Consider the following 21,145-nt stretch of genomic DNA (forward strand, 5'->3'; position numbering starts at 1 on the left):
GTCTCCTGTCCTTGTTGATTATCATGCGAAGCGCCGTCGGTCACCCCGAGGCGGGGGCCAATGTGCCGCAAAGGGCGTGCTCCGGCAAGGCGGGGCGTCCCCGCGGGGAGCGCGGTGACCCGGGACACTTCGCCGCGGCCCCTCCCTCCCTCTGGTCTGGCGCTTGCTCCGGGCGGCCGGGCATGAGAACGGACGAACGGAGGCTGGGGTGGGCGGCGGCGGGGGTGGCCGCGGCGGGGGCGCTCGGGGCGGCGTACGCCTTCCTGGTGGAGCCCCGCTGGCTGCAGGTGACGCGGACGAAGATCCACGCGCGGGGGCTGCACCCGGCGCTGGAGGGCTTCCGCGTCGCCCTGCTGACCGACATGCACGCGGGCGCGGGGACGCCGCTGTCCGTCGTCCGCCGGGCGTGCCGCGCGGCGATGGACGAGCGGCCGCACCTGGTGGCGCTCACCGGCGACTTCGCGGCCGACGACGCCCCGGGGTTCCGGCGGGTGCTGGACGCGCTCGCCTGCCTGCGCGCGCCGTACGGGGTGTGGGCCGTCCCCGGCAACCACGACCACATCGTGGGGATCGGGAAGTGGCACCGCGACGTGGCCGCGCACCCCGTGGTCGAGGACCTCACCAACCGGGCGGTGGTGCTGGACGTGGACGGCGCGCGGCTCTGCGTGGCGGGGGTGGACGACTTCACCGAGGGCGACCCCTCGCTGGACGCCCTCCCGCCGCCCGAGGAGCGCGACTTCACCCTGCTGCTGGCGCACGACCCCGACCAGGCCGAGCGCGCCCGGCGGGGCTACGACGCGGTGGACCTGGTCGTGAGCGGGCACACGCACGGCGGGCAGGTGCGGCTGCCGTTCGTGGGCGCGGTGAAGAACCCGGCGGTCCGCGACGACCTGTACGAGGAGGGTCTCCGGCGGCGGCCCTGGACGCAGGTGTACGTGTCGCGCGGGGTGGGGACGGTGCACCTGCCGGTGCGCTTCCTCTGCCGCCCCGAGGTGGCGGTGCTGGAACTCACCGGGAAGCCGCGCCCGCCGCGGAAACCCTGAGCGGGAACACCTTTTGCGGAGGGGGGTCCGGGCCGAAACTGGACCGGAGCGGAGTTGGACGGGACGACGCGCCGGCATGCCAAGGGACCGGTACCGTCTCAAGCGGAGGCAAGAATGGCCAGGCAGACCGGGATCGTGGAGTTCTTCAAGGACGACAAGGGGTTCGGGTTCATCCGTCCCGACAACGGCGGCAAGGACGTGTTCGTCCACCACTCCTCCATCGTGATGGAGGGGTTCAAGTCGCTCAAGCGCGGCGACCGGGTGGAGTTCGAGATCCTGGACGACCCCAAGGGGCCGCGGGCGCAGGACGTCCGCAGGGTCGACGACGCCTGAGCGCATCCCCCGTCCGCATGGAGGTCGGATCGGCGCCTCCCCCCCGCGTGGGGGCGGCGCCGATTCGTCTGTCCGGGCTTGCAAAAGGTTTGTAAACGGATGGCGTTGGGTCGGGGTCCAATCCCCCGGTCTGATACCAGATCGGACGAACATCAGGCCTCAGCAGAGTCAGCAATCGAATCAGAGAGAGCGCGGTAAGTCGATGTGAATAACTTGATGTTCCGGAAAGGGTCTGCCGGGCTCTTACAGGCAAAATGCCCCACTCTGCTGGCCAACCTATCCCAGATCCTACCGACCTGCAAAGGCACCGGAGTGTGATGATCACACACCGGCGGCGTTGAAATTCACCCTCAAACACGGAGAACCTACCGTGGCCCGCTGGTATTCCCAGCCGGTTTGTTACTCCGTTATGGGTCCGAGCCAAGGTATGCATCTGTTCGCTGATGTGAGTTGCGTCTGGTAAATTATCCTCCTCGCGTATCGAGCATCCGTTGAGGCTTGCGTCCGCGTCGCATGTGAACCGTTCCGGCCGCCGAACGTCCCGGAGACGTGGTTCGCCCCTTGCAAATCGTGCCATTTGGGACTTATCATGAACGCTCCAGCTCACCTTCTCTCGTTCGGAGGCCTCCCATGACTCGTCGTCTCCACCTCGATCTGACACCGGTGTACGTCCTTGCGATCACGGCAGTCCTCATCTTCGGGATCAAGGAGGCCACTGCCGCCCCTGCTGAGAACGCGGCGTTAGCGTGCACACTGGCGGACCACGCCGCGTGCAACGAATACTGCGCTATGATGGGCTGGGGCGACTACGGCAGGTGCACCGAGTACGGATGCCAGTGCTACATCAGGATGTGCGGGGACGCCCCGTGCTGAAGCAGGGTCCCGCAACGACGGATCTGTGGCGTAACCACTCCTGAAGAGCACGGCCGCTCCGGCAATGCGTCGGGCGGCCCGCTTGGCGATACGGCGCCCCCCGCCCACGCATGGGCGGGGGGCGGGATCACCGGTTTTGACCACCAACAGTAACTACCTGCAGGAGACAGAACGCCCGGATGCGCTCGCGGCGTGAACCTATTCCCACTCTCTATCCCGTCCGGCAAACACGCCCACCGCCTGGCGTAAACTGCTGCTGAGGCTCTGTTTCGCAGCATGGCACCGGCCGCGTTGGGTACGCGGCCTGCTGTCGCAGAGTCAGCAGAGGACCCTTCTGTCAACTCTGCTGACGGTGCGTGAGAAAGTCTCTTGAACCCGGTAATCACCCGGTCTGGCGCTGGACGCGACCCCGGCACGGCCGCGCTTCAGAGTGTGACGTGCGTCACGGCACCAGGACGATCTTCCCGAACTGGCTGCCGGCCTCCAGGCGCTCGTGGGCCTCGCGGGCCCGGTCGAGCGGCAGCACCGAGTCGATCACCGGTCGCAGGCGGCCGCTGAACGCCGCCTCCAGCATCTGCTCGAACTCGGCGCGCGAGGCCATGGTGGTGCCGATCACCGCGAGCTGCTTCCAGAAGACCTGGCGCAGGTCGATCTCCACCTGCGGCCCGGTGGTCGCGCCGTAGGTGACCAGGCGGCCGCCGCGCGCCAGCGCCCGCACGCTCCCCGCCCAGGTGGCCGCCCCCACGTTCTCCACCACCACGTCCACCCCGCGCCTGCCCGTGTCGCGGTAGACGGCCTTCGACCAGTCCTCCTCCGCGCGGTCGTAGACGAACTCCGCCCCGAGCGCCCTCACCCGCTCCACGTTCTCCGCCCCCTTCGTCACCGCGAGCACGCGCGCGCCGATCAGCCGGGCGATCTGCACCGCGGCGATGGCCGTGCCTCCCGAGGCGCCGATCACCAGCACGCTCTCGCCGGGCTGGAGGCGGGCGCGGGAGGTGAGGGCGCGCCAGGCGGTCATGTAGGAGATGGGGAGCGCCGCCGCGTCCTCGAAGCGCATCTCGTCGGGGATGCGGTAGGCGTGGTCGGCGGGGACGGGGGCGAGCTCGCGGAAGCCGCCGTCGGTGTGCTCGCCGATGATCCTGAAAGCCACGCACATCGACTCCTCGCCCCTGCGGCACCACTCGCAGGCGCCGTCCCAGAGCGAGGGGTTCACCACCACCCGCTCGCCGATCCGCGCCGCGTCCACCCCCTCGCCCACCTCGGCGACGACGCCGGCGATGTCGGAGCCTCCGACGTGCGGCATGGTGGTGTCGATCGGGAGCCCGCGGCGGATCCACAGGTCCAGGTGGTTCATGGCCGCGGCCTTCACCTCGACCAGCAGCTCGCCCGGGCCGGGCCGGGGCCGGGGGACGTCTTCGATGCGGACCACCTCGGGTCCGCCGTGCGAGTGGAAGATGGCGGCTCTCATGACTGCGAGTGCGGAGTGCGAGGTGCGAAGTGCGAAGTGCGAAGTGCCAGTGCGTTAGTGCGTCGGTGCCGCTCCGTCCGGCGCGGGTCCACGCTCGATATCACTCCGCGAGCGCGTGCAGGCCGCGCGTGAGCGGCTCCGGGAGGCCGCCGTGCAGCGCGGCGATCAGGGGGCCCGCGGTGGCCGCGTAGGTGTCGCTGTCGTAGCCGATCATCGGCACCCAGCCCAGCACCCACGGACCGCGGCGCTCGAACACCTCCGCCGGGAGCCGCGGCGGCGCGGGGAAGGGGAGGTCGGAGACGCTCATCGCCGCCGCCCACACCGCCACCTGCAGCGTGAGGAGCACCGAGCCCTCGCGCCCCTCGTACTCCGCGCGGAACGGGTCGAAGCCGTCGAGCCCGAACGGCGTCTCGCGCAGCGTGCGCTCGGCCGCGCGGAGCGCCGGCTCCACCCCCTCGTCGGCCAGGTAGCCGCGCACGTGCTCGTCGCCGCAGCGCTCCCGCCACTCCTCCCACGCGGCCAGGAAATGGGGGACCCACGCACCCCCGCCGCCGCGCCGCGCCGCCCCGCCCGCCAGCGCGTCGCCGATCAGCCACGACTGGGCCGCGCAGCAGAGGACGCACAGCGGCGCGTAGTGCGTGATGATCCCGTGCAGCACGCTGATGCGCAGCGCCTCGTGCGGCGACGCCGCCGTCCCGGGGACCACCCCGTTGCGCATCAGCGAGCCGTTGGCCGCGTACGACGGATCGTCGCGCCAGCGCTCGCGGCCGCCCGCGTACCACGGCGTGCCGCCGGCCACCGCGGCGAGCGCGCGCCGCGTGGTGCCGCCCACGTCCGGCGGCCCCGCGCGCAGCCACGCCACCATGCGGCGCGCCACGTCGTCCCCGTCGAAGCGGCCGTGCTCGCGGAAGCTCCGCACCAGGCACAGCGCCAGCTCGGTGTCGTCCGTCGGCGCGCCCGGCGCCAGGCCGAACGCCCCGCCGCCGGCCTGCGCGAACGGCCACCCGCGGGCCGCGTGGCGACGGTACGCCTCCAGCACCCCCGCCCGGTCGCAGAACTCCGACGTGGAGCCCAGCGAGTCCCCCGCCGCCAGCCCCGCCAGCAGCAGCCCCAGCACGTCCGCCATCGCCCCCCTCCTCGATTCCCGCGGCAACCTAGACGGCCAGGGGAGGATCAGCAATCGGCCAGCAGCACTTCGCACTTCGCACCTCGCACTTCGCACCGTTTCCCCCCGGCACCACTTTCGCACTCTCGCACTTTCGCACTCTCGCACTTACTTTGGGCGCCCATGAAGTACGCCAGCGCGGAAGACCGGCTGAACCCGATCACCCCCGAGGGGGTCACCGACACCACGCTGGGCGGGTACCTGGCGGTGCACGGCCGGGCCGCGGCGTTCCAGGGGTGCGACGGCGAGCCGTACACCGTGGCGGTGGAGATCGACCCTGGCGACGACCCCGCGGCCCCCTGGTCGGCGTACCTGGTGTTCGTCCGCTGGGCGCAGACCGGCACCGCCATCATGGGACACCTGGAGACGCCCGACCTGGCCACCGCCCCCACCGAAGACCAGGCCCGCGCCGCGCTGGAGGAGCTCCCCCTGGCCCGCGTGCGCGAGATCCTGGACGAGACGATCCGCCGCAAGGCCGCGGACCAGGCCGACGCCTGAGGCGCGTCCACCGACCCGACCCTCGACCCCGGCGTTCATGCTCAAGCAAAGCCTCCTCCTCCTCAGCGAGAGCCCCACCGCCCGCAAGGTGATCACCCGCGTGCCGGTCTCGCGCGCCATCGCCCACCGCTTCGTGGCGGGCGACACCCTCGACGAGGCCATCGACGCCGCGCGCTCCCTCAACGCCGCCGGGCTCTCCGTCTCGCTCGACTACCTGGGCGAGTCGGTGGGGAGCCGCGAGGAGGCCGAGGCCGCCGCCGACATGGCCATCCGCATCCTGGAGCGCATCGCCCGCGAGCGGGTGGACGCCAACATCTCGCTCAAGCCCACCCAGCTGGGCCTGGACATCGACGAGGAGTTCTGCCGCGACAACGTGGAGCTGGTGCTGCAGCGGGCGCGCGAGCTGGGCGACGGCGAGGGGGAGGTCTTCGTGCGCCTGGACATGGAGTCCAGCGACTACACCGAGCGCACCATCGCCCTGGTGGAGGGGCTCTGGGCCGACGGCTTCCGCAACACGGGGACGGTCCTCCAGTCGTACCTCCGCCGCACCCCCGACGACCTGGAGCGGCTGATCGCGCTGGGCTCGCGCATCCGGCTGGTGAAGGGCGCCTACATGGAGCCCGAGACGGTGGCCTACCCCGACAAGGACGACGTGGACCGGGCGTACGTGCAGGAGATGGAGAGGCTGCTGGAGGCGGGCGTCTACCCGGCCATCGCCACCCACGACGAGGCCATCATCGACCACGCCCGGCGCTACGTGTGGGAGCGGGGGATCGGCAAGGAGAGCTTCGAGTTCCAGATGCTCTACGGGGTGCGGCGCGACCTGCAGCAGCGGCTGCGCGAGGAGGGGTACAACGTGCGCGTCTACGTCCCCTTCGGCGACAGCTGGTACCCGTACCTGATGCGGCGCCTGGCCGAGCGGCCCGCCAACATGCTCTTCATGGCGGGGAGCGTGCTGAAGGAGTCGGGCGCCCGCCGCTTCCTGAGCCCGGCGGCGGCGGCCGTGGGGATCGCCGCGGGGGCGGTGGGCACCTTCCTGTGGACCGGCCGGGGCAAACGCCGCCGCGGCGGCGCACGGCGCGGACGGCCTCGCCGGTGACGGGCGTCTCCTACCGGCTCCGCATGCCGGAGCCGCACACGCACCTCCTGGAGGTGGTGCTCACGGCCGAGGAGGTCCGGGAGCCCGCGCGCGTGGTGATGCCGTCGTGGACGCCGGGGTCGTACCTGATGCGCGAGTTCCCGCGCAACGTGGTGCACTTCGTGGCCGTCGACGGCGCGGGGCGCGAGCTCCCCTCCCGCAAGACCGACAAGAACACCTGGCTGGTGGACGCCCCGCCCGACGGCCTGCTGCGCGCCCGGCTCATCGTCTACGCCGACGAGCTGACGGTGCGCACCAGCCACCTGGACGCCACCCACGCCTCCATCAACGGCGCCAGCGTCTTCCCGTACCTGGCCGGGCGCGAGAGCGCCCCGCACCGCCTGGGCGTGGAGGCGCCGCCGGGGTGGCGCACCACCACCTCGCTCGCCGAGGACGGCGCGCCGAACGCCTTCCTGGCGGCCGACTACGACGAGCTGGTCGACTCGCCGCTGGAGATCGGCACCCACGAGCTGATCGAGTGGGAGGTGGAGGGCCGCCGGCACCGCTACGCCGTCTGGGGGCGCGGCAACTGGGAGCGCGAGCGCCTGGTGGCCGACACCACCCGCATCGTGCGGGCCGAGCACGCCCTCTTCGGCACGCTGCCGTACCGCGACTACACCTTCATCGTCCACCTCACCCCCGGCGGGGCGGGGGGGCTGGAGCACCGCGCCTCCACGCAGCTGCTGGCCGACCGCTGGAGCTTCCGGGGGCCGCCGTACGAGAGCTTCCTGGGGCTGGCGGCGCACGAGCTCTTCCACGCCTGGAACGGCAAGCGCATCCGCCCCGCGGTGCTGGGGCCCTTCGACTACACGCGCGAGGCGTACACGCGCGAGCTGTGGGTGGTGGAAGGGCTCACCACCTACTACACCGACCTGCTGCTGCGCCGCGCCGGGCTCATCTCGCAGGCGCGCTACCTGGAGAAGCTGGGGGAGATGATCTCTCGCTGGCAGACGCTCCCGGGGCGGGTGGTGCAGCCGCTGGCCGACGCCTCGTTCGACACCTGGATCAAGTTCTACCGCCCCGACGCCAACACCCCCAACGCCACCATCTCGTACTACCAGAAGGGCGCCCTGGTGGCGCTCCTGCTGGACCTGAGGATCCGCGCGGCCACGGGGAACGGGCGCTCGCTGGACGACGTGATGCGCGCGCTGTGGGAGCGCTGGGGCGCCTGCGACCGGGGCTTCCCCGAGGGCGCGGTGGAGGAGGTGGCGCAGGAGGTGGCGGGCGCCGACCTGCGGGCGTTCTTCGACCGGGCGCTGCGCTCGACCGAGGAGCTGGAGTACGACGAGCCGCTCGCGGCGGCGGGGCTCGCGCTGCGCCCGGCGCACGCGCCGCCGCCGGGCGCGCCCGCCCCCACGGGGCCGGTGGGCGACCCCTCGGCCGAGCGGCTGCGCACCGAGGTGCGCACGGGGCTGCAGTTCAAGCTGGAGGGGTGGCGGACGCTGGTGGCGCACGTGCTGGCCGGCAGCGCCGCCTGGCGCGCGGGGGTGAACGCGGGCGACGAGCTGGTGGCGCTGGACGGGATGCGCATCGGGGGGGAGACGCTCGTGGCGCGGCTGCAGGAGAAGCCGCCCGGGAGCCGCGCCCAGCTCACCGTCTTCCGCCGCGACGAGCTGGTGACGCTCTCGCTGGAGGTGGAGACCGGCCCGCCCACGCGCTTCCTGGTGCGCCCGGTGGAGGCGCCGACGCCCGCGCAGCGCGCCGTGCTGGAGGACTGGCTGCGCGAGGACGTCCCCGGCCCCCGCCCGCCGGGGTTGACGTAAACGCCCGATTCCGCTAAGTTTCCCGCTCTTCGGCGCGGGCTCGATCCACGGCGGAGACACCGGTTTTCGGGACGTGGCGCAGCCCGGTAGCGCACCTGAATGGGGTTCAGGGGGTCGCCGGTTCAAATCCGGCCGTCCCGACTCTTCCAAGTTGATGCCCTGCACGTGTTTACGTGCAGGGCGTCTTCGTTTCTGCAGCCCGTCCCGATACAGGTTCTGCTACAGGTCCGGTCCGCCGTCTGTCCGTAGCCGGTGGAGAGCATCTCCGTCCATCGGCACTCTTGTCTCTTCAGTGTTCGGCAACGGCGCGAGCGCACCTGTCCGACTTTCGGGCGTCTGCGACGCCGCACGTACATTGTCCCCTGGGCTCTCCGGCGCTCCTCGCGCACCCCGCTCCCGCCACTTGTTGTCCCCGCCGCGGGCTTACTATTTTTCCGCCCTCGCCGCGTGGCGCCCCGCGCGCCGCGGCTGATCGTCGACCGGAACCACCCATTCGCAGAGACAGGAGGGAAGCGTGCCCGAGCAGGCGCAGCAGTTCGCCTTCCAGGCCGAGGTGCAGCGGCTCCTCGACCTGGTGGTCCACTCGCTCTACACCCACAAGGAGATCTTCCTCCGCGAGCTGGTCTCCAACGCCTCCGACGCCATCGACCGGCTCCGCTTCGAGGCGCTCACCCGCCCCGAGCTCCTCCCGGAGGGCTTCGACCCGAAGATCCGGCTGCTGCCCGACCGGGAGAAGCGCACCCTCACCATCGAGGACGACGGGATCGGGATGACGCGCGAGGAGGTGGTCCAGAACATCGGCACCATCGCCCGCTCGGGGACGCGCGAGGCGCTGGAGCAGCTGAAGCAGGCGGCCGCCGAGGGGGCCGGGCAGCTCATCGGCCAGTTCGGGGTGGGCTTCTACTCGTCGTTCATGGTGGCCGACCGGGTGGAGCTGGTCACGCTCCGGGCCGGCGCCGACCAGGCGGTGCGCTGGGCGTCGTCCGGCGACGGCTCGTTCACGGTGGAGGACGCCGGGCGCGACCGCCCCGGGACCACGGTCACGCTGCACCTGAAGCCAGCGGACCCCGAGAACGGGATCGAGGACTACACCGACCGCTGGGTGCTCTCGCGCCTGGTGCGGCAGCACGCCGACTTCATCACCTACCCGATCCTGCTGCCGGCCGAGAAGCCCGAGGAGGTGCCCGAGGGCGAGACGCCCGAGCCGGAGCGGCCGCTCAACTCCATGCAGCCGATCTGGACGCGGCCGCCGGCCGAGGTGACGAAGGAGGAGTACGCCGACTTCTACCGCCAGATCTCGCACGACTGGTCGGAGCCGCTGGAGACGATCCACACCCGCGGCGAGGGGCTGGTGGAGTTCCAGGCCGTGCTCTTCCTCCCCTCGCGCGGGCCCGTGGACCTGTACTACCCCGGCTTCAAGCCCTCCCTGCGGCTGTACGTGAAGCGGATGCTGGTGCGCGAGAACTCGGAGGAGCTCCTCCCGCGCTGGCTGCGCTGGGTGCGCGGCGCGGTGGACTCGCCCGACCTGCCGCTCAACGTCTCGCGCGAGATGCTGCAGAGCGACCGCCACGTCCGCCAGATCCGCCGCACCCTGACGAAGAAGGTGCTGGACGCTCTGAAGCGGATGCTGGAGGGCGACCGGGCGAAGTACGAGGCGTTCTGGCGCGAGCTGGGGCGGGCGGTCAAGGAGGGGGTGGACAGCGACTTCGAGAACCGCGAGGCGCTGCTGGGGCTCGTCCTCTTCGGCTCCTCCCGCGACCCGGAGGCGCTCACCACGCTGCAGGAGTACGTGGAGCGGATGCCCGAGGGGCAGGCCGACCTCTGGTACCTGACCGGCGCCAGTCGCGAGCAGGTGGAGGGCTCGCCCGCGCTGGAGGCGTTCCGCGACCGCGGCTGGGAGGTGCTCTACCTCACCGACCCGGTGGACGAGCTGGTGGTGCAGTCGGTGACCGAGTTCCAGGGGAAGCGGCTGCGCTCGGCGGGGAAGGGGGCGGTGGAGCTGGAGGAGGGGGAGAAGAAGGGGGAGGCCGAGGAGCGGAAGAAGGAGTTCGAGCCGTTCCTGGGCGCCCTGCAGAAGCGCCTGGAGAAATGGGTGAAGGAGGTGCGCCTCTCGGGGCGGCTCACCCGCTCGCCCGCCGTGCTGGTGGTGGCCGAGCACGACTACTCGCCGCAGCTGGAGCGCCTGCTGGCGGCGGGGCGCGGCGGCGTCCGCCAGCGCCGCATCCTGGAGCTGAACGCCGCTCACCCGCTGGTGCAGGGGCTCCGCCGCCGCTTCGACGCCGACGCGAGCGACCCCGTGGTGGGCGACTACGCGGAGCTGCTGCTGGGGTGGTCGCTCCTGGCCGAGGGCTCCGAGCTGCACGACCCGGCGCGCTTCACGCAGCTCGTCGCCGGGCTGATGGAGACGGGGCTCGAGGCGGCGGAGGCGAGGGCGGAGTCGTCGTCGGCGTCCGCTTCGCAAGAGGCAGCGGATGCGCCGGAGTCCTCGGATGCGTTGGCGCCGCCCGACGCTTCCGGCCCGTCTGAGGAGACGACCGAGGAAGCCACCGCAACGAGCGGGGACTGACGTCGGTCTTCGGTGCGCCCTACGCACGACAGCGCGAAGCCCTCTTCCGGCGCGGTGGGAGGGCTTCGTTTGCTTACGTTACGCCGATCTGGTCCCGGAGCGCCCGCCACGAGGGCCTGACCGCTCGGCTACTGCGCATCGTGGACCTGGCATCTTGCCTCAGTCTCGCGGGTTTTGTACCTTCGCTGTTGCTTCCACGAATCACCCGCCGCAACCTACTATCGCATGCTAACTCCAAAGCTCGATCCTCGCGGCTGGGCGCACACCCACCGCGATAAACTCGCCGTGCAGTACACCACTGACCTTGGCGCATCAGTGGTGAGCACCAGCGAGACCATTCTGTCAGGCTTAGCAGGACAAGACCTAAGGGAGCAAGTACAGCTTGTATTTACCTCTCCGCCGTTCCCTCTTAACAACAAGAAACGGTATGGCAATAAACAGGGCGAGGCGTACAAGGAGTGGCTGAAGGAGTTCGCCCCTCTCCTACGTGAGGTCCTTCGACCCGACGGCTCAATCGTGGTTGAAGTCGGGAACGCGTGGGAACCCGGGCTACCCGTTATGTCGACGCTCGCGATTGAGAGTCTTCTGGCCTTCCGTGATGCTGCCGACCTATATTTATGTCAAGAATTTATTTGGCATAACCCTGCCAAGCTCCCGACTCCGGCTCAGTGGGTAACGGTGGAACGCATTCGAGTGAAAGACTCTTTCACCCGTCTTTGGTGGCTAAGTCCTAATCCGAAACCCAAGGCCGACAATCAGAGAGTGCTTGTTCCCTATAGTCGCTCCATGAAGAGCCTGCTGAAGAACCAGAAGTATAATGCAGGCAAGCGTCCCTCAGAGCACAGCATTGGAGAAAGTTCGTTCTTATCGGACAATGGAGGCGCGATTCCGCCAAACGTAATCAAAGCAGAGCACTTACCGGACAGCGTTCTTGTCGGTTCAAACACGAGAAACAATGACCCATATCAGCAGTATTGTAAAGAACATGGACTGACTCCGCATCCCGCTCGTATGCCGTCTGAGTTGGCGGAGTTCTTCATAAATCTGTGTTCAGAAGAAGGTGACTTGGTGCTCGACCCATTTGCCGGAAGTAATACTACTGGTGCGGTAGCCGAAGGCCTAGGTAGAAAGTGGATCTCGATTGAAGCGAATGAGAGCTACGCTGCATCGGGGGTGGGACGATTTACCGGTCTAACGAGGGCCCGTCTCACGGCAGAGATTGAACTTTTCCAGGCCTGATCTGTCGGATATTTTTGACGGACTCCTGAAGCTGAGGACCTATGGTTTCACTGAGACAGTGGCAAGAGGAAGCGTTTGAGAAGTGGTGGGAATCCAAACGCGGGATCGTTTCCGTTGTCACGGGCGGCGGGAAGACGATATTTGCTATCTACTGTTTCGACCGTTTTCGAGACAGGTATCCTAGCTCAAAACTCTTGGTGATAGTTCCTACACTCGCACTCCTTGACCAATGGGTAGTCACGCTGGAGTGCGACTTAGGACTGCGGCCTGAGCAGATTGGCACCTACAGTGGCGAGAGTCGGGCGCAGCAACCCGCGGTTGCAAATGTCGCTGTGCTGAATACGGCCCGGACACTCGTGCATGAGCTAACAAAAACCGGTACTTGGATGCTCGTGGTAGATGAATGTCATCGTGTGGGCTCACCTGTCAACGCGAAAGCGTTGGAAGGGCAGTTTGTCGCCACTCTTGGCGTGAGTGCAACGCCTCAGCGCGAGTACGACGAGGGGTTCTCGGAATATATCGAGCCCGCGCTTGGCCCGGTCATATTCGAGTATGACTATGCTGATGCGCGGCGAGATGGGGTTATAGCATCGTTTGAACTTCACAACATCCGCTTCCCGTTGACACACTCGGAACGGAGTGAATACGAGGAGTTATCACGCCGGGTCAGGCGGGCATATGCGAGGCATCAGCGGCAACCCTCTGAAGAGTCGCAGTACGGTATTGAGGCTCTTCTGCGTAAGCGGGCAGGTGTCTCGCTGTCTGCTAAGTGGCGTGTTCCCACCGCCGTAGCTGCACTAGAGCGGGCCCGCGGAAAAGCGATCGTGTTTCATGAACGCATTAAGGCAGCAGAACAGATCTCTCATCTCCTCAATCAGCGGAATCGTCGTTCTACGACATATCACTCCCGGGTGTATGGCCCCACGCGACGTGGGCGCTTGCGACAGTTTCGGATGGGAATATATGACACCTTGGTTACTTGTCGCTCTCTCGACGAGGGACTGAACGTCCCCGACGCATCTATCGCTATGCTGGTGGCCTCCAGCAGAAGCACACGTCAGCGTATCCAGCGTTTAGGACGAGTCCTGCGCGCATCGAACCCACAAAAAACTGCCACAGTAATAACACTCTACGCGACAGAGGCAGAGCAGCGGCAACTTGAGAAGGAAGCGAAACACCTTGGCGAAGTAGCTCGAATTCGATGGTTTGAGGCTGGTCGCAAGAATGCCTAAAAACCTGGTGACACATCGCAATCTCTACAATCGGGTAGAGCTCAGCGAGGCTGACTACGAGAACTTGCTGCGGGCATGGGCACCTCAGCTTTTCCCCGGTTATCGCTGGTACCCGTTCAAGCCGGCGATCCTTAGTCCTGAGGGCGTTGTTCATCCCGATGCGGCCCTAATATCCGCTGACGGAGATGAATGGTGGGTCGTTGAGATTGAGCTTGCGCGGCACTCTATTCAGTCCCACGTCGAGTCTCAGCTACAGCGACTCCGGAATGGAATCTACGCAACCGCCTCACGCGCATATCTGACTTCGAGTTATCCTGCAGACGTAGACCTATTTGATCGCATGCAGTACGTACGGCCACACTTTCTGGTGGTAGTAGATGATCGCTCAACGTTGATCCGTAATGTTGCTGAGGAAAACGATTTCGAAGTGCTCTACGTTTTACCGTTTCTGTCCGGCACTCCAGCACATCTATATGCAGGAGCGGCCGAGGGATTCTTCCCCTCGCGCAGAGCTCGATCGCGAGCCACAGGGATTGTTTTGGAGATGCGGGATGATCCCTTTGTGGTTCGGCTGAGCTCTCTCGAAACTTCTACACTTCCTGCGGACACAGACCAAGTGTTGATCGGATCTCGTCTTGTTCGTTGCCGAATCGAACGCAATCTTCAAGGGCTGGTGCTCTCTCTCGGCCCAGAGGAGTTCTACGAGATTCTTGGTCGCCAGTCCTACTACGTGCTACGGTTCGAACAGAACCAGCCGGCGTGTCTGAACCCACTTCCCACTCTCGGAGGATGATCCATGGTTGAGCAGGTCAAGATACCGTTCACAACTGGTAATCGCATTTGGTCGACCTACAAAAACTATCCATATAAAGCTTGGTATGCTGTTGCAGAGCTAGTAGACAACAGTACTCAGGAATATTTTAACAATAAAGAGCTACTCGATGAGGTTTATGAGCGCGAAGGGTCTGGTCTGGAGGTTTCCATTGTGTTTGATCCGGACACCCGGATACTGGAAGTCGCCGACAACTCGATTGGGATGGACCTTCCGACTTTAAGCCGAGCGGTTCTGCTGGCAGAACCACCGGAAAACAGGTCGGGGCGTTCCGAATTTGGAATGGGAATGAAGACAGCGTGCAGCTGGCTTGGCTCTGAGTGGGGAGTGCGGACGAAGAAGCTCGGGGATAGACACGAGTACAGCTTCTTCATCAATATTCCCGAACACTCAATTTCGACTGAACAGACACTTCCTATCACCGTGAAGGAAGTGGATGATGTCGATGCACATTACACAGTCCTAACAGTCAAGAAGGTTCGGCAGGAATTCCAAGGTCCGGCCATCAGCACGCTAAAGCGGCGTTTGGCTGAGATTTACCGTAAGGACATCGAGTCCGGCCAGCTTACACTTAGGTATAATACAGACATTCTCCAACCCCCCGTTCTCACGCCATTGCAGACCGTCGTCAAAGCCAAGGATGAGAATGGGAATACGATCGAGGTTACCAATACTTGGAAGCGAGAAGTCGAGTTCGATGTTGAGATTGACAGTGAGACTGGGGCGACAGGCAAGGTTAAGGGGTGGATTGCGGTAATGGTGCCGGGTGGTCGAAACAAAGCCGGTTTCGATCTGTTCCGTCGCGGACGCGTGATTCTCGGGCGTCCTCTAGGATATCGCCCGCAGGGGATTTTCGGGACCGATGCACCGAATAACTTGTTGAACCAGCGGTTATTCGGCGAACTACACCTTGATGAGTTCCCGGTGAACCATCTCAAATCCGATTTCCAATGGGAAGGCTGGAGAGAGGAATTTGACGCAAAGCTAAAGAAAGCTGCTGAGGATTATGTGAACTTCGCGAAGAAATACCGTCCATCACAGGAAGGAGGTGACGGCAGGGTCCCTCCGACAATTGTGTATGCTGCGAACGACGATGTGGCCGAGTCACTCGATAGCGATGCCCTCGCCACAGAGATCGAAATTCTGGAGGCGATGGGGCCTCCGCCGCTTCCCGAGGAAGAAGTAAAGCAGGCAGAAGCAGACGTACTTCGGGATCAGCCATTTGAACCACGAGTGGTTCAGCTACGGGATAAGACTTTCGCTATCTATCATCCCATAGGTATGAAGGCAGAGCAGGAATACATGAAGTTTCAAGCAGCCGGGAAGGACAAGGTCGACATCTTCATCAACGACAATCATCCGTATATCGGTGATCTGGACGTTGATGAGGGCAGAGCTGAACGATACCAAGAGCACATCCGCAACTGTGTTCACGATGCGATGACGGCCCACATACTCACGAACCTTGGCAAAGGGGATTGCGCAGATACGTTCCTTAGAGTGAAGGATCAGCTCCTCCGTCGCATGTGAAACTTGCGAGCGGGCCTGGTAACTTTGCCGAATTAAAGCTCCTGCCGACAGTTGCTCGGTAATCCGAAGGCGGGCTGGCGCGCGCGTAACCCAATGTCGAAGCTATGTATAGCGTCTGCCTCTGAACTCGGAGCGAAATGCTTTTCCCGATGCTCCCCCTCCCCCCGTGGCATGCCGATTGCCCCGCCGCCAGAAGGCGAGGGTCCACGTCGGCGCGCCGGGCGCGCCGCGCATCGGGGGAGTTGCAGGCCAATGGCGGCACAACGTATTCTGGTCATCGAGGACGAGCCGGGTGCGCGCGAGGCGCTGCAGAGCCTGCTGTCGGAGGAGGGCTACACCGTGGCCACCGCCGAGAACGGCGAGAAGGGCCTTAAGCGCCTCTCCGAGTTCCGCCCGGACACGGTGGTCTGCGACTTCTACCTTCCCGACACCGACGGGCTGCAGATCCTGCGGCAGGTGCGCGACCGGGCGGGGAGCGAGGTGGCGTTCATCGTGATCACCGCCGGGTGCGGCGGCGCCGAGGCCGAGTCGCAGCTCCAGCGCGAGGCCGACTTCTTCTTCCAGAAGCCGCTCGACCTGGCGCGCTTCCGCCGCGCGCTGCAGCGCATCGGGAGCGCGCTGGCCAGCGGCGGCAAGGGCGCCCTGGCCAACGTGAAGGACGCGCTGCGGCCACACCACTGACCCCGGGACCGGACCCCCGCCCATGCGCTACGAAGACGACGACACCCCCACCTTCATCATCGAGACGAGCGGGGGCGGCACCGGCGCGTTCCTGCTGGGCGTGCTGGTGGGCGCCGCCGCCGCGCTCCTGCTGGCCCCCCGGAGCGGCGCCGAGACGCAGGCCGAGATCGCGGGCGCCGCCCGGCGGCTGCGCGACGACGTGGAGGGGCGCGTCACCGGCGCCCGCCGGAGCGTGGCCGGCCGCGTGGGCGAGGCGCGCGCCGGGGTCACCGGGCGCATCGACCGCGCGCGCGGCCGGGTGGAGGATCGCATCGGCACCGTGCGCGAGCGGGTGGAGACGCGGGTGGACCAGGCGAAGGCCGCGCTGGAGGCCGGCCGCGGCGCCGCGCGCGAGGCCCGCGAAGACCTGCAGCGCCGCGTGGACGAGGCCAAGCGCACCTACCGCGAGGGCCTCTCCCGCCGCCGCGGCGGCGACGGCGCCGCCCCCGAGGTGGTGGTCGAGGAGGTCTCCACCCAGGAGGACGCGGGCGACCTGGCCTGAACCCCAGGGGACAGGGGACAGGGAACAGGGGACAGCCGGCCACGTGAGCGCAGTTGCAGGCTGTCCCCTGTAACCTGTTCCCTGTTCCCTATAAGTTTAGGGGCATGACCGAACGCAGGCGGTGGAGGCGCGCGGTGAACGTCCCGAGGGCCGCCGGTGCGGCCCTCCGTCGCATGTTGCGCGGCGGCGGGGAGTTCGTCACGCGGCTCTACGTGAAGGCGGGCGAGGACGACATCTTCTTCCTGGCCGGGGGGATCGCCTACAACGTGGTCCTGGCGGCCGTCCCCTTCCTCCTGATGCTGATCGCCGTCTTCGGCTCGGTGCTGAAGGCGCAGTTCGAGGACCCGCAGCAGGCGGCGGTCGACTACGTGTTCCGGGTGCTGTCGCCCTCTCAGCAGGTGGCGGAGTTCACCCGCGAGCTGGTGGGCGAGATCGTGGGCGGGCGCACCGGCTTCGGCGTTGTCGGCGTCCTCTTCTTCGTCTGGGGCTCCACGGCGCTGTTCGGCACGCTCCGGGCGGCGCTCCGGACCATCTTCGACCTCCCCGAGGAGCGCGGGATCGTGGAGGGGAAGGTGTTCGACCTGCAGATGGTGGTGATGGCGGGGACGCTGTTCTTCGCCAACACCGGGATCAGCGTGGTGCTGGAGGGGGCGCAGCGCTACGGGACCGAGTGGCTGGGGCTGGGCGGGGCGGCGTGGGTGGAGACGGCGCAGCGGGCGTGGGCGCAGTTCCTGGCCTTCGCGGCCATCTTCGTGATGTTCCTGCTCATCTACCGCTTCCTCCCCAAGCGCCGCACCCCGCTCAGGATGTCGCTGGTGGCGGCCGGCTTCGCGGCGGTGGGGTGGGAGCTGCTCAAGAACCTCTTCGCGCTGTACCTGCAGAACGCGCCGAACCTGGGGCGCACCTGGGGGGCGGCGCTGGGGCCGGTGGTGGTGGTGCTGTGGGTGTACTACGCGTGCGTGGTGTTCATCCTGGGCGGCGAAGTCGCCCAGGTGTACGATTTGCTGAGGGTGCGGCGGATGCAGCGGGAGCTGCTGGAGTAGGGTGGGTACGAGGTACGGAGTACGGGGTACGGAAGTGCGAAAGTGCGAAAGTGCGAAAGTGCGAAAGTGCAGACGCGGAACGCAGCCTTCCCAGCCCGGAGGGCTTCCCGTAGTTCCAGCGGGCGTCTTCAGGCGCTCGCGAGCTAACCACGGAGGGGATATGCGGCGGTTGCTGGGTCTGGTGACGGCGATGCTGGCGGTGGCGGGGACGGCGGGCAGCGCGCGGGCGCAGCTGCCGGTGAGCCCGCTGGCGCTGGAGCACGGGGTGGAGGGGGAGGGGACGGAGCGCTACCGCGACCCGCCGGTGAACGTGGAGGGGCGCTACATCGTGATCTCGCTCCAAGAGCACCGGCTCTACGTGATGGAGGACAGCCGGGTGCTCTGGTCCACCCTGGTGGGCACGGGGACGGGGACGCGGCTGGAGGGCGCCGGGCAGAAGTGGGACTTCTCCACGCCGCGCGGGATGTTCCGCGTGCAGCGCAAGGAGAAGAACCCCAGGTGGTACGTGCCCGACTGGGCCTACATCGAGCGCGGCGAGCGGATCCCCGACCGCGACGACCCGCGGCGCTGGGAGGAGGGGATGCTGGGGACCACCGCGCTCTTCCTGGGCGAGGGGATCGCCCTGCACGGCACCAACAAGCCCGAGCTGCTGGGCCAGGACGTCTCGCACGGCTGCATCCGCATGACCAACGAGGCCGCCCGCCAGCTCTACCACGACGTCGAAGTCGGCACCCCCGTCTTCATCTACTGAAGCTGCCCGCCGTTCTCCCTCCCACCGCGCAGCGGGGGGAGGGCCGGGGAGGGGGGCCGCACGGGGCCTCAGCGATTGGGGATGCCTCCGCCTCGCCGTCGTCGTGGACGGCAGGCCGCCAGGCGGGGGTGAGTAGATTCCTCGGGAGCCGCCCGGCATCGATGTGATGACGGCTCACGCGCCGCGGCTCCCTCGGAACGACATCGTCTTTGACGCTAGATTGGTGCTGCTGCTGGCGTTTCGCGGCAATGTCGTCCCCGTACCTCGTACTCCGTACCCCGTACTCTCGCACTTTCGCACTCTCGCACTTTCGCACTGATTTACGACGCCGTAGCATTCACCACCATTGACTGCGCGGCTTCCACACGTCATACATAGATGGTGAATCCACCGACAAAGCAGGGCTCGGGCGACAGGGTCGTCGCGCAGAACCGCAAGGCGCGCCACGAATACCACATTTTGGAGACGTGGGAGACGGGGATCGCGCTGCAGGGGACCGAGGTCAAGTCGCTGCGCGAGGGGAAGGCCAACCTGGCCGACGCCTACGCCCTGTTCGACCGCGGCGAGCTGTGGCTCCACGCGCTGCACATCTCGCCGTACGAGCACGGCAACCGCTTCAACCACGACCCGCTGCGCCCGCGCAAGCTGCTGATGCACAGGAACCAGCTGCGCAAGCTGGTGGGGCAGGTCGAGCAGCAGGGGCTCACCCTGGTGCCCCTGGACATCCACTTCACCCGCGGGATCGCCAAGGTGAACCTGGCGCTGGTGCGCGGCAAGAAGCTCCATGACAAGCGCGACTCCCTCCGCCAGCGCGACCAGGAGCGCGAGATGCAGCGTGGCTTCAAGGACTACCGCGATGCGTGAGATGCGAGCCGTCCCCGCCCTCCTCTTCTTCGCCGCCCTCTCCCTCACCGTCCCCACCCTCTCCGCCCAGTCCCGCGGCGCCGCCTGGCGGCTGGAGGCGGGGCTCGAGCCCGTGCGCGTGGCCGAGACCGCCACGCGCGGCTACGCGGCGCTCCCGGCCTCCGCGCTGGTGAGCCTGGGCGCCGAGCTGGCGTACGAGGGCGAGGAGGTGGTCGCCCGCCTGGCCGCCACCGAGGTGCGCTTCCGCCCCGGCTCGGCCGAGGTGAGGATCGGCGCGGCGCCCCACACCCTCTCCAACCCCGTCTACGCCGAGGACGGCGTGGTGTACGTCCCCGCCGACTTCTTCCGGCGCTTCCTGGCCGACGCCTCCGGCGGGGCGCTGGAGGTGGAGCCCGCGGACCGCGTGGTCCGCCGCGTCGGCAACGTCGCCCCGCCCCCCGCGCTCGCGAGCCGCGAGGGGACGGGGGACAGGGGACAGGGGACAGCCGGCATCACGGCGCCGGCCGGGCCGTCTCCGTCCGACGCAGCGCCGCCCGCGGCCGCGCCCGCGCGCCCCGTCGCCGTGCCGGCGTCGGCGCGGCCGGCGCGGCGGCTGGTGGTGGTCGACGCGGGGCACGGGGGGCGCGACCCCGGGGCGCGGGGGCCCAACGGCGCGCGCGAGAAGGACGTCACGCTGCGCGTGGCCCGGCGCGTGGCCGCGCTGCTGCGCGACGACCCCGGCTTCGACGTGCGCATGACGCGCGACCGCGACACGCTGATCGCGCTGCACGACCGCGCCCGCCTGGCCAACCGCTGGAAGGGCGAGGGCCAGCCCGCCGTCTTCATCTCCATCCACTGCAACGCCAACGAGAGCCGTTCCGAGAAGGGGTTCGAGACCTACTTCCTCTCCGAGGCGCGCACCGCCGACGCCCGGCGGGTGGAGCAGTTCGAGAACTCGGCCGTGCAGTACGAAGAGGCGCCGCCGCAGGGGGCGCTGGGCTTCATCCTGGCCGACCTCCGGCAGAACCACTACCTGCGCGAGTCCAGCGACTGGGCGCAGATCATCCAGGACCGCCTGCGCGAGATCCACCCCGGCCCCGACCGCGGCGTCAAGCAGGCCGGGTTCGCGGTGCTGCGCGGCACCTTCATGCCGTCGGTGCTGGTGGAGATGGCCTTCATCTCCAACCGCGGCGAAGAGGCGCTGCTCACCGACGACGAGGCGCAGGAGCGCTTCGCCCGCCAGCTCGCCCGCGCCGTCCGCGACTACTTCGACCGCCCCGCCGTCCGCCCGGCCTCCGACCACTGACGCACTTCGCACTTCGCACTTCGCACTGCGGTTTGGGCGTGTCCCTCCGCTGCGCTCCGGGCCGGGCTGCGCGCGCCGTAGGGCACGATACGACCGTGCCCAACGGCGCCGGGCCACCGCCGCGACGATACCCCGAGTCGCGGCGGCGTTCCGGCCCTCCGGGCGCGCATCCCTTCTATGAGGCCACCGTTGTCAAGCTCCGGGCGATCCGGGCAAATCATCCCCGGGGGCAGACTGCCCAATTCTGCCCTGTGGCCCCCCGTTGCCGCCATACCGGTCGGCCGCTTCCTTGCGCGGTGC

The 21,145-nt window shown here is 67.6% G+C and carries 16 protein-coding genes and 1 tRNA gene; 15 read left to right on the plus strand and 2 right to left on the minus strand.

Annotated elements, in window-relative coordinates; translation table 11 throughout:
* Positions 1 to 182 precede the first annotated feature (182 nt).
* Positions 183 to 1,043: a metallophosphoesterase gene (locus tag VF746_08895; protein HEX8692522.1), complete on the plus strand. Its 861-nt coding sequence runs from the start codon at positions 183 to 185 to the stop codon at positions 1,041 to 1,043.
* 114 nt (positions 1,044 to 1,157) lie between these two features.
* Complete coding sequence (locus VF746_08900) at positions 1,158 to 1,376, plus strand: cold shock domain-containing protein (GenBank protein ID HEX8692523.1); 219 nt, start codon at positions 1,158 to 1,160, stop codon at positions 1,374 to 1,376.
* 1,315 nt (positions 1,377 to 2,691) lie between these two features.
* On the opposite strand, the gene VF746_08905 is transcribed toward VF746_08900, so the two are convergent.
* Both VF746_08905 and VF746_08910 read right to left on the minus strand, forming a co-directional pair.
* Complete coding sequence (locus VF746_08905) at positions 2,692 to 3,717, minus strand: zinc-binding dehydrogenase (protein HEX8692524.1); 1,026 nt, start codon at positions 3,715 to 3,717, stop codon at positions 2,692 to 2,694.
* Between the two features lie 100 nt (positions 3,718 to 3,817).
* The gene (locus VF746_08910) at positions 3,818 to 4,843 is read right to left on the minus strand and encodes an ADP-ribosylglycohydrolase family protein (GenBank protein ID HEX8692525.1); all 1,026 of its coding nucleotides are present in this window, start codon (positions 4,841 to 4,843) and stop codon (positions 3,818 to 3,820) included.
* A gap of 162 nt (positions 4,844 to 5,005) precedes the next feature.
* Between VF746_08910 and VF746_08915 the strand changes: the two genes are divergently transcribed.
* The 13 genes from VF746_08915 (at position 5,006) to VF746_08975 (ending at position 20,845) form a co-directional block, all read left to right on the plus strand.
* On the plus strand, positions 5,006 to 5,380 hold the full coding sequence (locus VF746_08915; protein ID HEX8692526.1) for a hypothetical protein: 375 nt from the start codon (positions 5,006 to 5,008) through the stop codon (positions 5,378 to 5,380).
* 37 nt (positions 5,381 to 5,417) lie between these two features.
* Positions 5,418 to 6,479 carry a proline dehydrogenase family protein gene (locus tag VF746_08920; GenBank protein ID HEX8692527.1) on the plus strand — a complete coding sequence of 354 codons (1,062 nt, stop codon included), beginning with the start codon at positions 5,418 to 5,420 and terminating at the stop codon, positions 6,477 to 6,479.
* Complete coding sequence (locus VF746_08925) at positions 6,476 to 8,281, plus strand: PDZ domain-containing protein (GenBank protein HEX8692528.1); 1,806 nt, start codon at positions 6,476 to 6,478, stop codon at positions 8,279 to 8,281. Before VF746_08920 ends, VF746_08925 begins: the two co-directional genes overlap by 4 nt.
* 67 nt (positions 8,282 to 8,348) lie before the next feature.
* Positions 8,349 to 8,422: transfer RNA gene (locus VF746_08930), tRNA-Pro, on the plus strand.
* A gap of 373 nt (positions 8,423 to 8,795) precedes the next feature.
* The gene (gene htpG, locus VF746_08935; GenBank protein HEX8692529.1) at positions 8,796 to 10,847 is read left to right on the plus strand and encodes a molecular chaperone HtpG; all 2,052 of its coding nucleotides are present in this window, start codon (positions 8,796 to 8,798) and stop codon (positions 10,845 to 10,847) included.
* A 285-nt stretch (positions 10,848 to 11,132) separates the two neighbouring features.
* Positions 11,133 to 12,086 (plus strand): site-specific DNA-methyltransferase, encoded by a 954-nt coding sequence (locus VF746_08940; protein HEX8692530.1) that lies wholly within the window; start codon positions 11,133 to 11,135, stop codon positions 12,084 to 12,086.
* 2,028 nt (positions 12,087 to 14,114) lie between these two features.
* A complete protein-coding gene (locus VF746_08945; GenBank protein ID HEX8692531.1) occupies positions 14,115 to 15,680 on the plus strand; it encodes an ATP-binding protein in 1,566 nt (521 codons plus the stop codon).
* Positions 15,681 to 15,932: 252 nt separating this feature from the next.
* Positions 15,933 to 16,361: a response regulator gene (locus VF746_08950; GenBank protein HEX8692532.1), complete on the plus strand. Its 429-nt coding sequence runs from the start codon at positions 15,933 to 15,935 to the stop codon at positions 16,359 to 16,361.
* Between the two features lie 22 nt (positions 16,362 to 16,383).
* Positions 16,384 to 16,902 (plus strand): YtxH domain-containing protein, encoded by a 519-nt coding sequence (locus VF746_08955; GenBank protein HEX8692533.1) that lies wholly within the window; start codon positions 16,384 to 16,386, stop codon positions 16,900 to 16,902.
* Between the two features lie 134 nt (positions 16,903 to 17,036).
* On the plus strand, positions 17,037 to 17,945 hold the full coding sequence (locus VF746_08960; protein ID HEX8692534.1) for a YihY/virulence factor BrkB family protein: 909 nt from the start codon (positions 17,037 to 17,039) through the stop codon (positions 17,943 to 17,945).
* A gap of 160 nt (positions 17,946 to 18,105) precedes the next feature.
* A complete protein-coding gene (locus tag VF746_08965; GenBank protein ID HEX8692535.1) occupies positions 18,106 to 18,696 on the plus strand; it encodes a L,D-transpeptidase in 591 nt (196 codons plus the stop codon).
* Between the two features lie 378 nt (positions 18,697 to 19,074).
* The gene (gene smpB, locus VF746_08970; protein HEX8692536.1) at positions 19,075 to 19,560 is read left to right on the plus strand and encodes an SsrA-binding protein SmpB; all 486 of its coding nucleotides are present in this window, start codon (positions 19,075 to 19,077) and stop codon (positions 19,558 to 19,560) included.
* Entirely contained in the window at positions 19,553 to 20,845 is a 1,293-nt protein-coding gene (locus VF746_08975; GenBank protein ID HEX8692537.1) for an N-acetylmuramoyl-L-alanine amidase, read from the plus strand. The genes smpB and VF746_08975 overlap by 8 nt, the downstream gene beginning before the upstream one ends.
* Positions 20,846 to 21,145: the final 300 nt, after the last annotated feature.

The organism is Longimicrobium sp. (genome assembly GCA_036389795.1).
GTDB lineage: Bacteria > Gemmatimonadota > Gemmatimonadetes > Longimicrobiales > Longimicrobiaceae > Longimicrobium.

Bases quoted from the DNA above. Each gene is read 5' to 3' on its own strand.
- smpB (HEX8692536.1), top strand. From the start codon at position 19,075: ATGGTGAATCCACCGACAAAGCAGGGCTCGGGCGACAGGGTCGTCGCG.
- VF746_08915 (HEX8692526.1), top strand. From the start codon at position 5,006: ATGAAGTACGCCAGCGCGGAAGACCGGCTGAACCCGATCACCCCCGAG.
- VF746_08910 (HEX8692525.1), bottom strand. From the start codon at position 4,843: ATGGCGGACGTGCTGGGGCTGCTGCTGGCGGGGCTGGCGGCGGGGGAC.
- VF746_08900 (HEX8692523.1), top strand. From the start codon at position 1,158: ATGGCCAGGCAGACCGGGATCGTGGAGTTCTTCAAGGACGACAAGGGG.
- VF746_08955 (HEX8692533.1), top strand. From the start codon at position 16,384: ATGCGCTACGAAGACGACGACACCCCCACCTTCATCATCGAGACGAGC.
- VF746_08895 (HEX8692522.1), top strand. From the start codon at position 183: ATGAGAACGGACGAACGGAGGCTGGGGTGGGCGGCGGCGGGGGTGGCC.
- VF746_08905 (HEX8692524.1), bottom strand. From the start codon at position 3,717: ATGAGAGCCGCCATCTTCCACTCGCACGGCGGACCCGAGGTGGTCCGC.
- VF746_08950 (HEX8692532.1), top strand. From the start codon at position 15,933: ATGGCGGCACAACGTATTCTGGTCATCGAGGACGAGCCGGGTGCGCGC.
- VF746_08975 (HEX8692537.1), top strand. From the start codon at position 19,553: ATGCGTGAGATGCGAGCCGTCCCCGCCCTCCTCTTCTTCGCCGCCCTC.
- VF746_08965 (HEX8692535.1), top strand. From the start codon at position 18,106: ATGCGGCGGTTGCTGGGTCTGGTGACGGCGATGCTGGCGGTGGCGGGG.
- VF746_08945 (HEX8692531.1), top strand. From the start codon at position 14,115: ATGGTTGAGCAGGTCAAGATACCGTTCACAACTGGTAATCGCATTTGG.
- VF746_08920 (HEX8692527.1), top strand. From the start codon at position 5,418: ATGCTCAAGCAAAGCCTCCTCCTCCTCAGCGAGAGCCCCACCGCCCGC.